13 protein-coding genes are annotated in these 12,875 nt (G+C 67.1%); all 13 read right to left on the bottom strand.

The genetic code is table 11. From position 1 onward, the window contains the following. Positions 1-7: 7 nt before the first annotated feature. The gene (gene rpsO, locus CWC60_RS05850) at positions 8-277 is read right to left on the bottom strand and encodes a 30S ribosomal protein S15 (protein WP_109793401.1); all 270 of its coding nucleotides are present in this window, start codon (positions 275-277) and stop codon (positions 8-10) included. Positions 278-317: 40 nt separating this feature from the next. Next, on the bottom strand, positions 318-1,223 hold the full coding sequence (gene truB / locus CWC60_RS05855) for a tRNA pseudouridine(55) synthase TruB (protein ID WP_109793059.1): 906 nt from the start codon (positions 1,221-1,223) through the stop codon (positions 318-320). Further along, positions 1,210-1,614: a 30S ribosome-binding factor RbfA gene (rbfA, locus tag CWC60_RS05860; protein WP_109793060.1), complete on the bottom strand. Its 405-nt coding sequence runs from the start codon at positions 1,612-1,614 to the stop codon at positions 1,210-1,212. Before rbfA ends, truB begins: the two co-directional genes overlap by 14 nt. Before the next feature lie 36 nt (positions 1,615-1,650). Beyond that, positions 1,651-4,311, bottom strand: a complete 2,661-nt coding sequence (infB, locus tag CWC60_RS05865) for a translation initiation factor IF-2 (protein WP_109793061.1) — start codon at positions 4,309-4,311, stop codon at positions 1,651-1,653. Between the two features lie 18 nt (positions 4,312-4,329). Continuing rightward, positions 4,330-4,926 (bottom strand): DUF448 domain-containing protein, encoded by a 597-nt coding sequence (locus CWC60_RS05870; protein ID WP_164516397.1) that lies wholly within the window; start codon positions 4,924-4,926, stop codon positions 4,330-4,332. Positions 4,927-4,939: 13 nt separating this feature from the next. Further along, positions 4,940-6,505, bottom strand: a complete 1,566-nt coding sequence (gene nusA / locus CWC60_RS05875; protein WP_109793063.1) for a transcription termination factor NusA — start codon at positions 6,503-6,505, stop codon at positions 4,940-4,942. A gap of 7 nt (positions 6,506-6,512) precedes the next feature. Then, positions 6,513-7,061 carry a ribosome maturation factor RimP gene (rimP, locus tag CWC60_RS05880; RefSeq protein WP_109793064.1) on the bottom strand — a complete coding sequence of 183 codons (549 nt, stop codon included), beginning with the start codon at positions 7,059-7,061 and terminating at the stop codon, positions 6,513-6,515. Between the two features lie 140 nt (positions 7,062-7,201). Further along, positions 7,202-7,864: a tRNA (guanine(46)-N(7))-methyltransferase TrmB gene (gene trmB / locus CWC60_RS05885; RefSeq protein WP_109793065.1), complete on the bottom strand. Its 663-nt coding sequence runs from the start codon at positions 7,862-7,864 to the stop codon at positions 7,202-7,204. Position 7,865: 1 nt separating this feature from the next. Further along, on the bottom strand, positions 7,866-9,035 hold the full coding sequence (gene metK, locus CWC60_RS05890) for a methionine adenosyltransferase (protein ID WP_109793066.1): 1,170 nt from the start codon (positions 9,033-9,035) through the stop codon (positions 7,866-7,868). Positions 9,036-9,159: 124 nt separating this feature from the next. Continuing rightward, complete coding sequence (locus tag CWC60_RS05895; protein ID WP_206419791.1) at positions 9,160-9,579, bottom strand: helix-turn-helix domain-containing protein; 420 nt, start codon at positions 9,577-9,579, stop codon at positions 9,160-9,162. 242 nt (positions 9,580-9,821) lie between these two features. After that, positions 9,822-11,384 carry an apolipoprotein N-acyltransferase gene (gene lnt, locus CWC60_RS05900; protein ID WP_125182728.1) on the bottom strand — a complete coding sequence of 521 codons (1,563 nt, stop codon included), beginning with the start codon at positions 11,382-11,384 and terminating at the stop codon, positions 9,822-9,824. 26 nt (positions 11,385-11,410) lie between these two features. Then, positions 11,411-12,358 carry a hemolysin family protein gene (locus CWC60_RS05905; protein ID WP_109793069.1) on the bottom strand — a complete coding sequence of 316 codons (948 nt, stop codon included), beginning with the start codon at positions 12,356-12,358 and terminating at the stop codon, positions 11,411-11,413. Beyond that, entirely contained in the window at positions 12,355-12,873 is a 519-nt protein-coding gene (ybeY, locus tag CWC60_RS05910; protein ID WP_109793070.1) for an rRNA maturation RNase YbeY, read from the bottom strand. Before ybeY ends, CWC60_RS05905 begins: the two co-directional genes overlap by 4 nt. Positions 12,874-12,875 lie beyond the last annotated feature (2 nt).

Genomic DNA, 12,875 nt, shown 5'->3' on the forward strand with positions numbered 1-12,875 from the left:
CGCAGCATCAGCGGCGGATTCCGAGACGCTGAATGAGTTCGCGATAGCGCGACTCGTCCTTGCCCCTGACATAGTCAAGCAGCGAGCGCCGCTTGGAGACCAGCATCAGCAGGCCGCGGCGCGAGTGGTTGTCCTTCTTGTGGGTCTTGAAGTGCTCGGTCAGATTGACGATCCGTTCGGTCAGGATCGCGATCTGCACCTCGGGGGAACCCGTGTCGCCGCCTTCGCGGGCAAATTCCTTGATCAGTTCCGACTTGCGTTCGGCAGTGATCGACATCGTATTCTCCATCTCGATTTCGCAGACCGGCCGCGGCCGGTCAGAGATTGAACACACGCACCGGCTCGACGAATTCCGAGCGGTAGCGGGCCAGCGCCACCGGCTTGCGGTCGTGCGTCACGCACAGCAATTCCGCCTCCGGGGACGTGAAGTTGAGGACCCGGACCGGCTGACCATGACGAAGTCTGTCAGCCTGCTCACCGGTCAGGGCCAGAGCCGGGATGTCGTCCAGCGCGGTCTCGATCGGTGACAGGGCCTCAAGGCCGGCGCGCTTATCGCACAGGGAAACGAAATCATCCAGAGAAATCGCCGTGTTTTCGCGGAACGGACCCACCGCCGTGCGGCGCAGTTCGGCCACGTGGCCGCGGGCGCCGAGCGCCAGGGCCAGATCGCGCGCCAGGCTGCGCACATAGACGCCCTTGCCGGAGCGCATCTCGAAGCGGCTGTGGTCCGGATCCGGGTCGTCGATATGCACAAGGCCGTGAATCTCCGCCTCGCGGGGCGGCAGATCCGGCGGGGCGCCGGCGCGCGCCAGGTCATAGGCCCGCTGGCCATTCACCTTGATGGCGGAGAAGGTCGGCGGGGTCTGCATGATCCGGCCGGTGAACGTGGCCAGCGCGGCGCCGATCGCTGCCGGGGCTGGCCGGATATCGCTCTCGGCCAGAGCCTCGCCTTCGGCGTCGTCGGTCGTCGTCTGGACGCCCCAGCGCACGGTGAAGCGATAGACCTTCGTGGCGTCGTTCAGCAACGGCACGCATTTCGTGGCCTCACCGAAGGCGATCGGCAGGATGCCGCTGGCCAGCGGATCGAGGGTGCCGGCATGACCCGCCTTCTGCGCATCCAGCAGCCGCCGTGCGCGATTGACCATGTCGGTGGAGGTCGGCCCCACGGGCTTGTCGAGGACCAGCCAGCCATGTACGGGCTGGCCGCGCCTACGCCGTCCCATCGTCGTCCAGGTCGCCGCGGACGGCGTCGGAGCGCAGGATCCGGTCGATGTGGTCGGCGTGTTCGAAGGTCTCGTCGCGGCGGAAGATCAGCTTCGGCGCGTATTTCAGCTTCACCGAGCGGGCGATCCGGCCGGCCAGGAAGCCGGCTGATCGGTTCAGGCCGGCCAGCACGTCCTCGACCTCGACGCCACCCAGCGGTTCGACGAAAACCGTGGCGTTGCGCAGGTCGGGCGAGAGCGAAACCTCGGTCACGGTGATCGAGCGGCCACTGACTGCCGGATCCTGGACCTCGCCGCGGTTCAGCGTTTCCGACAACGCGTGACGGATCAGTTCGCCGACACGCAGTTGCCGTGTGCCGGGGCCTTCGGACTTGTTGCGGTGATGACGCATGGGATGGAGAGCGGCCGCTGCGCGCCGGTCATGGCGCTACAGCGTCCGCTCGATCTCCTGGATCTCGTACACCTCGATCTGATCGCCTTCCTGGATGTCCTGATGGTTCTGGAAGGCAATGCCGCATTCGCTGCCCTGGCGCACTTCGGCCACTTCTTCCTTGAAGTGCTTCAGGTTGGCGATGGTGCCTTCGTGCAGCACGATGCCGTCACGCAGCTGGCGATATTTCGCATTGCGCTTGACCGTGCCGTCGACAACCAGACAGCCGGCGATCTTGCCGACCTTGGTGATGTTGAACACCTGACGGACCTCGGCCGTACCCAGGTTGATCTCCCTGGCTTCCGGTTCCAGAAGGCCGCTCATGATGGCCTTCAGGTCGTCCGTCAACTCGTAGATGACGTTGTAGTAGCGGATATCGACGCCATCCCGCTCGGCCGCCTCGCGCGCCTGCTTGTTGGGTCGTGCGTTGAAGCCGAAGATCACCGCCCCGGCGGATTTCGCCAGGGTGACGTCGGTTTCCGTGATGCCGCCGACGCCGGCGTGGAGGATCCGCGCCTTGACCTCGTCGGTCGACATCTTCTCCGCCGAGGCGACGATCGCCTCGACCGAGCCCTGCACGTCGCCCTTGATGAGGATCGGCACCTCGGCCGCCTGGCCTTCCTTGATGGCGGACAGCATCTGCTCCAGCGTGCCGCGGCCGCCCTGCGAGGCGAGGTGGTTCTTCATGCGCCGGGCGCGGACCTCGGCCACTTCGCGGGCGCGGGATTCGCTGTCGACCACGATGAAGTCGTCGCCGGCCGACGGGGCGTCCTGATAGCCCAGCACCTCCACCGGACGGGACGGCTCGGCGGCATCGAGGCGAGCGCCGTGTTCGTCCACCAGGGCGCGGACACGGCCCCAGGTCGCGCCGGAGACGAAGATGTCGCCGACCTTCAGCGTCCCGCCCTGAACCAGAACGGTCGCCACGGCGCCGCGGCCCTGTTCCAGCTGGGCCTCGATCACCGTGCCGTTGGCGGTGCGGTCGGGATTGGCCTTCAGGTCCATCAGCTCCGCCTGGAGCACGATGGTTTCCACCAGCGAATCGAGGTTGGTGCCCTTCAGCGCGGAGATCTCGACGACGAGTTGCTCGCCGCCCATCTCCTCGACCACGATATTGTGCTGCAGCAGATCCTGCTTCACGCGGCTCGGATCGGCGTCCGGCTTGTCGATCTTGTTGACCGCGATGATGATCGGCGCCCCGGCCGCCTGGGCGTGATGGATCGCCTCGACGGTCTGCGGCATGACCGAATCGTCGGCCGCAACCACCAGTACCACGATGTCCGTCACCTTGGCGCCGCGGGAGCGCATGGAGGTGAAGGCCGCGTGGCCCGGCGTGTCGAGGAAGGTGATCTTCTGGCCGTTGTCCGTGGTGACCTGATAGGCGCCGATATGCTGGGTGATGCCACCGGCCTCGCCGCGGACGACTTCGGTCTTGCGCAGCGCGTCCAGCACCGAGGTCTTGCCGTGGTCGACATGGCCCATGACCGTGACCACGGCCGGGCGCGGCTTCAGATCGGCGTCCACATCCTGCGGCGGGACGATCGCGTCCTCGACATCGGTTTCGGAGACGCGCTTGATCCTGTGGCCGAACTCCTCGATGACGAGTTCCGCGGTGTCGGCGTCGATGGTCTGGTTGATGGTCGCCATCACGCCCATCTTCATCATCGCCTTGACGACGTCGCCGCCTCGTACGGCCATGCGGTTGGCCAGTTCGCCCACGGTCAGCGCCTCGGGCACCACGACCTCGCGCACGATCCTGCCCTGGGCCTCCTGGCCGCCGCCGGAGCCCTTGGAGGACCGCTTGTCGCGGTTGGTGCGGCGGCGGAAGGCGGCCAGCGATTTCTGTTTCTCGCCGGTATCGTCCAGCGCCTGGGATATCGTCAGCTTGCCGCTGCGGCGATTCTTGCCGCCCGGCTTGCCGCGCGCGGGCGGACGCGCCGGCGTCGCCGCGGGGCGGCCGCCCTTGCGGGCGCGGCTGCTCTCGTCGCTTTCGGTTTCCTCGGCGGCGGCGGCGTCGGCTGTCCTGGCCGGCCGGGGCTTGTCGGTCGCCTGCTTCGCCTTCTCTTCCGCAGCGGCCTTGCGGCGGGCTTCCTCTTCCTCGGCCTGCCGGCGGGCCTCTTTCTCTTCGGCCTTGCGGCGGGCTTCCTCTTCCTCGGCCTGCCGGCGCACCTCTTCCTCTTCGGCCTTGCGGCGGGCTTCGGCGGCGGCGAGCCGCTCGGCGTCCTCGCTGGCCTTGGCCTTGCGATCGGCGGCCTGCGCCTGGGCCGATTTCAGCGCCTTCGCCCGCGCGGCCTTCTCGTCCTCGGTCAGCCGCGGCAGGACGTTGCGGTTGCGCGTCTGCTCCAGACGCGAGCGACCGTCGGGCTTCGCCGGCGGCGAGGTCGCGCCCTGACGCCTGGTGATTTCCTCGCGCTCGGCGGCGCGGGCCGGATCGGCCGGTTTGGGCGCCGGCTGTTCGGACTGTGGCGCGGGGGCCTGCCGCTCGGGCTCGCGCTTCGTCGAGCGCTTCTTCTTGACCTCAACCTGGACGTTGCGCGTGCTGCGGCCGCCCGAGCCCTGACGGCCCGGACTTCCGTCCGAACGTTTCTTCAGTTCCAGCCGTGCGCCTCGCGAGACGGTCAGTGTCTTCTTCTCGCCAGGTTGCTTTTGGTCAGTCATGTACGATCCGCTTTTCCGTTACCAATCTACCGGCGAACCCGAGATCAGGCTCAGCCGTTCCGTTTCACGCAGGAACATGTCGGCCAGCCGCCCCGACGCGACCGCAGCATGTACCACATTTTCCCGGCCCAAGGCCAAGCTCAATTCCTCCCGGCCGAACAGGCCGATCAGAGGCGCCGGACCGGCCAGCCTGGCCGCCCTTTCCCGGGCGGTCCCGCCGCCGTCGGCGGCGACGATCATGACCGCCGCCTCGCCCTTTCCGGCCTTGTCGGCGACCTTCTCGAAGCCCGCCGTCACCAGGCCGGCGCCGTTCGCCAGACCCAGAAGGTTCAGGCAACGCCGCCGGAGCAGCCGTTCCGTCAGACCCGCCAGGTCCTCGGGCAGATTCGCCTCCTCGCGGAAGGCGCGGGGAAAGGGATTCTTCCGCCCCAGCCCTTCGAAGGTCTTCCGCTCGGCCGACAGCCAGGCGCCGCGGCCGGGCAGCTTCTCCTCGACGTCCGGCGTCACCACCCTGGCCGGATCCAGCACGAACCGGATCAGCCGGGCAGTCTCGCCGCTGGCGCCGCTGACGATGCAGCGCCGCTGCGGCGTTTCGCGCGCGGGCTTGCCGGTCACCGCGTCCGGCGGATCAGACCGCCGGGGATTCCTCGTTTTTGTCGCTCTCCGCAGTCTCTTCTTCCTCGTCGGCGAACCAGTGCGCCCGCGCGGCCATGATGATCTCGTTGGCGTCATCGACACTCAGATCGAATTCGCGCAGCGGCGCGTCCGCGTCGGTGACAAGCTCCTCCGATGCAAAGTCGCCCAGGTCGTCGAGGGTCTTGACCCCGGCCTCGCCGAGCTTCACCAGCATGGCCGGGGTAAGCTTCTCGATCGCAGCGATGTCGTCGTCGACGCCAAGCTCCCGGCGCTTCTCGTCCATCGCTTCCTCGAGCCGCTGGAGATGCTCCTGGGCCCGTGACGACAGCTCTTCGGCGACGTCGCGATCGAAGCCCTCGATCTCCTCCAGATCCTCCAGCGGGGAATAGGCGACTTCCTCGACGCTGTCGAATCCTTCCGCCACCAATAACTGGGCAATCATCTCGTCGACGTCCAGAGCCGCGATGAACATTTCCGAGCGTTCGCGGAACTCCGTCTGGCGGCGTTCGGATTCCTCTTCCTCGGTCAGGATGTCGATATCCCAGCCCGAAAGCTGGGAGGCGAGGCGCACGTTCTGGCCGCGGCGGCCGATCGCCAGGCTGAGCTGGTCGTCTGGGACCACCACTTCGATGCGATTCTGATCCTCGTCCAGCACCACCTTCATCACATCGGCCGGCGCCAGCGCGCTGACGATGAAGCTGGCCGGGTCGGAGGTATGCGGGATGATGTCGATCTTTTCGCCCTGCAGTTCGTTGACCACCGCCTGGACGCGGCTGCCACGCATGCCGACGCAGGCGCCGACCGGGTCGATCGAGGAATCGTGGCTGATCACGGCGATCTTGGCGCGGCTGCCCGGATCCCGGGCCACGGCCTTGATCTCGATGACGCCGTCATAGACTTCCGGGACTTCCTGGGCGAACAGCATCGCCATGAAGCGCGGATGCGTGCGCGACAGGAAGATCTGCGGCCCGCGGTTCTCCCGCCGGACATCGTAGATATAGGCGCGGACGCGGTCGCCGGGGCGGAAGGTTTCCCTGGGCAGCAGCTCGTCGCGGCGCAGGATCGCCTCGGCGCGGCCGAGATCGACCATGACGTTGCCGTGTTCGACGCGCTTGACCAGACCGTTGATGATCTCGCCGACGCGGTCCTTGTATTCGTCGTACTGGCGGTCGCGCTCGGCATCGCGGACCTTCTGGAAGATGATCTGCTTCGCCGACTGGGCGGAGACGCGGCCGAAGTCGATGGGCGGCAGGGGCTCCGAGATCAGGTCGCCGAGCTGGGCGTCAGGGTTCATCTCCCGGGCCTCGTCCAGCGAGATCTGGGTAGCCGCGTCCTCGATCTCGTCGACCGTCTCGCGCAGGCGCCAGATGCTGATGTCGCCGGATTTGCGGTCGATCTCGGCGCGGATCATGTGCTCGGCGCCGTAGGTCACCTTGGCCGTGCGCTGGATCGCTTCCTCCAGCGCCTCCATCACGATCTCCGGATCGATGGACTTCTCGCGGGCGACCGCGTCGGCCACCTGCAGCAGTTCCAGCCTGTTCGCTGTGGTCACCGCCATGATGCTGCTACTCCGTCTCTTCCGTCTTGCGGCGCGCCTTTTCGCGCGCCTTGCTTTCCTTGAGGCTCGCCTCGATCAGCCGATCGGTCAGAACCAGCTTGGCGTCCGCGATATCGTCCAGCGGCAGGGTGACTGCCGCGTCCTCCGGCCTGACGCCGTTCAGTTCCATCTTCACGGCGTCGCCGTCCAGGCCGGTCAGCAGGCCCTTGAAGCGCTTGCGGCCATCGATCGGCTGGTGCAGCTCCACGCGGGCGTCATGGCCGGCATAGCGCTCGAAGTCCTTGCGCCGGGTCAGCGGCCGGTCGATGCCCGGCGAGGAAACTTCCAGCGAATAGGCCTCACTGACTGGATCCTCGACGTCCAGCAGCGCCGAGACCGCGTGGCTCACCGTCTCGCAGTCCTCGACCTCCATGCCGCCGTCCGACATCCGCTCCGCCATGATCTGCAATACGGGCCGCGCGCCGCCCGTGTAGCGGATGCGGACGATCTCGTATCCCATGCTTTCCAGTGACGGCGCGATCAGTTGCCCGATGCGGTCCGTCAGTGCCGATGTCATGAATCCGGTACCCAAAGATTGCCCAAACCGGCTGCCGACACACGCCAGAAACAAAAAAGTGGGCCCGCGGCCCACCCGATCCGACGCTCCAAGCAGCGTTTACTGGTGTAGGCCGGATAATAAGGATTTCCGCCACATCTTCAAGTGTTTCTCGTGAAGCGGAAATACAGTGGCCGGTCGCCCTTCTCCAGCGCCTTGGCCTCGTAGCGCGTCCGCCGGTGCCCGGCCGGCGGCAGCCGCCAGTCGCCGGGGCGCTCTGCGGGCCAGTCGAAGTCGGGATGGGCCAGCAGATGACGCAGGATCCAGCGCGCGTAGTCCATGTGGTCGGTGGCGATGCGCAGATCGGCGCCCGGCTTCAGAACCCGCGCCAGGCTGTCCAGATTCTCCCGCGAGACGATGCGCCGCTTGTGATGACGCAGCTTCGGCCAGGGATCGGGGAACAGGATGAAGCAGCGGTCGACCGACGAGTCCGGCAGGCCGTCGAGCAGGGGCCTGACGTCGTCGTCCAGCAGCAGGACGTTCCCCAGCCCCTCGTCCTCGATCATGCCGAGCGTCTTGGCCACGCCTTCCAGGAAGGGTTCGCAGCCGATCAGGGTGGCCTCGGGGTGGTCCGCGGCCTGGGCCGTCAGATGCTCGCCGCCGCCGCTGCCGATTTCCAGCCAGAGCGGCCCGGCAGGCAGGCGCGCCGGATCGGGCGCAAGCCGGGGCAGCAGGTCGTCGATCAGCCGTTCCTGGCGCGGACTGAGCCGCTTGCCGCGTCGCCGGCCGTAGAACCGGTAGGGCGGTCCGTCCGCGCGGCCCAACTCAGGCGCAGGCGTCTTTCAGCGCGCCGACCAGATCCAGCTTCTCCCAGGTGAAGCTGTTGTCGGCGCCCGGTTCGCGGCCGAAATGCCCGTAGGCGGCGGTGCGCTCGTAGATGGGCCGCATCAGGTCCAGGTGCTGGCGGATGCCCCGAGGACTGAGGTCCATGACCTGGCGCAGCGCGCCTTCCAGTTTCTCCTCGTCAACCTGGCCGGTGCCGTGCAGATCGACATAGACCGACAGCGGCTTGGAGACGCCGATGGCGTAGGAAAGCTGGATCGTGCAGCGCTCCGCGAGCTCGGCGCCGACGACGTTCTTGGCCAGATAGCGCGCGGCATAGGCGGCCGAGCGGTCGACCTTGGTCGGATCCTTGCCCGAGAAGGCGCCGCCGCCATGGGGCGCCGCGCCGCCATAGGTGTCGACGATGATCTTGCGCCCGGTCAGGCCGGCGTCGCCGTCGGGCCCGCCGATCACGAACTTGCCCGTCGGGTTGACGTAGAATTCGTCCTCCGGGCACATCCAGCCCTCGGGCAGGGCGGCGGTGACGAAGGGGCGCACCATCTCGCGCACCTCCTCCTGGCTCAGGCCGTCGGCGTGCTGGGTCGAGACCACGACCGAGGTCGCGCCCACCGGCTTGCCGCCGACATAGCGAAGCGTCACCTGGCTTTTGGAATCGGGGCCGAATGCGGGCTGGCTGCCGTCATGTCGGGCCTTCGCCATGGATTGCAGGATGCGGTGCGAGAAGTAGATCGGCGCCGGCATCAGCGAGTCGGTCTCGCGGCAGGCATAGCCGAACATGATGCCCTGGTCGCCCGCGCCGAGATCCTTGTTGCCGGTCGAATCCACACCCTGGGCGATGTCCATCGACTGCTCGTGCAGGTAGATCTGAACCTTGGCGTCGCGCCAGTGAAAGCCTTCCTGTTCGTAACCGATGTCGCGCACCGCCCGCCGCGCCGTCTCCTCGATCATGTCGTTGGTGATGGACGCCGGCCCGCGGGTTTCCCCGGCGAGCACGATCAGATTGGTCGTGGTCAGCGTCTCGCAGGCGACGCGCGCGTCCGGTTCGTGCTTCAGGAACAGGTCGACGATCGCATCCGAAATGCGGTCGCAGACCTTGTCGGGATGACCTTCGGAAACGGACTCGGACGTGAAAAGATAATTCTGCCGCGGCACCGGGGCCCCTCCATTGTCGTCTGCGGGGCGTGATGCCCTTCGATTTCGATCGCTGTTTCTGGCAAGCGGAAACGGCGCGGTCAAGCGCGACCGCGCGTGTATCGCCGGCGGTCGGGCTGCCGCTTCAGTCCTTGCCGGAGTACTGTCCGCCGATGGCCTTGACCAGTTCGAACAGCCGCTTGCGCACGGCCGGGTCCGAGATCTTGTCGTAGGCGCGCACGAACTCGAGGATCTCGCGGCGGAAGAGCCGCTCGGAATCGAAGGGGGTCTGGTCGCCCTCGGAGAGACCGGGAGCCGCCGACGGCTCGCCGTCGCCGCCCGGTGCGCCGTCGAAGAAGAACGATGGCGGCACGTCCAGGATGCGGCTCAGTTCGAACAGCCGGCTGGCGCCGATGCGGTTGGCGCCGCGTTCGTATTTCTGGACCTGCTGGAAGGTGAGGCCCAGCGCCTGGGCGAGTTTCTGCTGACTCAGGCCTTTCAGGGTCCGGCAAAGCCGCACGCGGCTGCCCACGTAGATGTCCACGGGATGCGGATTCTCAGCCAATCTGTCGTTTCCCCTTCGTGTCGTCGCCCGGCTCGGTTTCGCCCGGCGCTCTCAAAATGTCGGACCCCTTCTCCCTTTCGCTTCTATGTAGAAGCCGTGCCGTCGGGTCAAGCGAAAACCACGCCTCTAAAGAAGCTGATTAACGCTTCGACAAGGTCTTCAAGCAATCGATGTTCTGGTATATTTGTTTCGCATTCTCAATTACTTGCTGACAATGCCTCGCAAAATCACGAATATTTTGCTTAATGCGTCGTGGAAGCCCTACCGGAAGGTAGGTCTTCATTTCGTCGCGAAAGTAAAGCCCCGGCGGCTACCAATAAAAGAACCGCCAAGGTCGTTCCGAAGACAAGTGCATTACCGGTTTTTGCATAGAATGTCTTGGCGGCCGGCGCAGGCAGCTGCGCGTCGATCACGCCGGCGCTGTTGAGCGGCAGCGATGCGACAATTCGCCCGCGGGCGTCCACGACCGCAGAAATCCCGGTGCCGGCGGCGCGGACGAGGGGCAGGCCCTGCTCGACGGCCCGGAAGCGCGCCATGGTGAAATGCTGATCGGGACCGGTGAGTTCGCCGAACCAGCCGTCATTGGTGAGGTTGAGCAGCCATTCCGGACGCTCACCGCGGTTGCTGAGAGCGGGGAATATCGCCTCGTAGCAGATCAGCACCGATGCAGGGGGAAGGCCCGGCGGATCAAAGCGTTGGTCCTTCGGGCCGGGGATGAAGTCGCCCCGGCCCCGGGCCAGTTTCTCGAGACCCAGGAACTGCAGCAGTCCGCGCAACGGCAGGTACTCGCCGAACGGCACCAGGTGGGTCTTGTCGTAGACGGCGACGATGCCCGCCGCCGGGTCGATGGCCAGAGCCGAGTTGTGCGGCATTTCCCGCCCGTCCCGGACCTCGACGCGCGGCGCCCCGGTGATCACCAGTCCGCCCCGGCCATCGTCCAGCGAGGCGGCGATGGCGCCCAGGGTCTGACGCGGCTGCTCGGCGCGCGAGAGCAGGAAAGTCGCCGCCGTCTCCGGCCAGATCACCAGGTCCGGCGTCCCTTCCTCGGCCGGCTGCAGGCTCATCTCGACCAGCTTCTCGAAATTCGTGCGGATCAGGTCAGGCCGCCATTTCTCGCGCTGCGGGATATTGGCCTGGACGATGCGCAACTGAACGGGTTCGGCGCGCGGGCCCGGCGCATCGAGACGCAGCATGCCGGCGCCGGCGGCCAGTACAGCCGGAAGGATCAGCGCCAGCGCCGCCCATGTCCGGCGGCGGGGCAGAAAAAGGAGCGCCGGCGCGGCGAAGGCGAGCACCGCGAGGAAGCTCAGCCCATAGACACCGATCCAGGCGGCGGGCTGCATCGCCGCCGGGTGGAAGCCGAAGGCATAGCCCGCCAGGTTCCAGGGGAAGCCGGTCAGGACATGACCGCGCGCGAACTCCAGCAGTGTCCATGACGCGGCCAGGGTCGCCAGGCGCAGCGGACCCGGCGCGGTCAGCCGCCAGGCGGCGGTCACGGCGACCGCCGGGAACAGGGCGAGAAAGGCGGGCAGGCCCAGCAGCGGCCCCGGTATCATCCAGGCGAACTTGTCCGCCTCGACCAGGAAGGCGGATGCGGTCCAGTACAAACCGGCGATGAAATGGCCCCAGCCGAAGAACCACGCGGTCCAGAAGGCGCCCGCCATCCGCCCGAGCCGGTCGAGCAGCACCGCGAGCCCGGTGAAGGCGACGAAGCCGGCCAGAGGCAGGTCGAAGGGCGAGAAGACCAGGGTGGCGAGCCCGCCCAGCAGGAACGCCGCCGCCAGACGCAGGGGCGTGGAGAGCATCCGCCGCCCCGCCTGCGCCGCCTGGTTCACGCCCGCGGCGGGTCGCTGCCGGCGGTTTCCGGTGTCCGCGCGGTCCGGTGCACCTTCAGCCTGTGGATGCGGCGGGGATCGGCGTCGACGACCTCGAACTCCAGGCCGCAGTCATGGCGGATGACTTCGCCGCGTTTCGGCACGCGGCCCAGGGCGACAAAGACGAAGCCGCCCAGCGTGTCGATCTCCTCGTCCTCCTTGTCGGCCAGCAGGTCGCAGCCGACGCGGGACTCGAACTCTTCCAGCTCGAAGCGGGCGTCGACGTCGATGCTGCCGTCGGGCTGCTCGATGAACAGGGGATCCGCCTCGCTGTCATGTTCGTCGCGGATGTCGCCGACGACCTCCTCGATCAGGTCCTCGATGGTGACCAGACCGTCCACGCCGCCATATTCGTCTACCACGATGGCCAGATGACGGCGGTTGGCCCGCATCTCGACCAGCAGGTCTATGACCGGTTTCGAAGGGGGCACGACCACCGGCTCGCGCAGGATCGACTGCAGGTCGACCTGGCCGGTATGGCCCCAGAACTTCACCAGATCCTTGATGTGCAGAATGCCCGCGATGTCGTCCAGATTGTCGCGGTAGACAGGCAGCCGGCTGTGCGGCGCCTCCATGTAGCGGTCCACGACTTCCTCGACGGGCAGGGAAATGTCCAGTGCCACGATGTCGGCGCGGGGAACCATGGCGTCTTCCACGCGCTTGCCGTCCAGCGCGATGATGTTGGTGAGGAGCCGGCGCTCCTCCAGGCTCAGTCCGTCGTGCTCGTTGGTATCGTGTTCCTCGAGTATCTCCTCGAGGCTCTCGCGCCAGCCATTGTCGCCGTTGCGGCCGCGGCCCAGGCCCCTCCAGATGTCGCCGAACCAGCCGCCGAGACCGGAGCCGCCCTCTTCTTGCTGTTCATCCCCGCCTTCCGCGGGGACGCTACTCGATGCGGAATCGCTCATTGCTCCTGTCCGTCAAGTTGCTGCCCGGCATAGGGGTCGGCGATGCCGAGAGAAGACAGGATGCGCCGCTCCATATCCTCCATCAACTCCGCTTCGCCGGGCGTCTGGTGATCATGCCCCAGGAGATGGAGCATGCCGTGAACCACGAGATGACACAGGTGGTCCTCGAAAGTCTTTTCCTCAAGTCCCGCTTCGCGCCGAGCCGTCTCCAGCGCCAGGGCGATGTCGCCGAGCATGCCGTCATGGCCCGGCCCCGCCACGAGGTCGTCATCGGCGGGGAAGGACAGCACGTTCGTCGGGCCTTTCCTGCCGCGGAACTCGGCGTTGAGACGGCCGATGGCGGCGTCGTCCATAAGCGCGACGGCGACCTCTGCCCGACCACCATCGCCGGCGGCGGTCCAGGCCGCGGCGGCGGCGCGCCCGATCAGGTCGGCGACGTCAGGCCAGTCGCCGCTGTCGGTAACGATGTCTGTTTCGAGTGCCGCGTCGTGGTTCGCGGCCGGCGCCACGCCCATGG

The organism is Minwuia thermotolerans (assembly GCF_002924445.1).
GTDB lineage: Bacteria > Pseudomonadota > Alphaproteobacteria > Minwuiales > Minwuiaceae > Minwuia > Minwuia thermotolerans.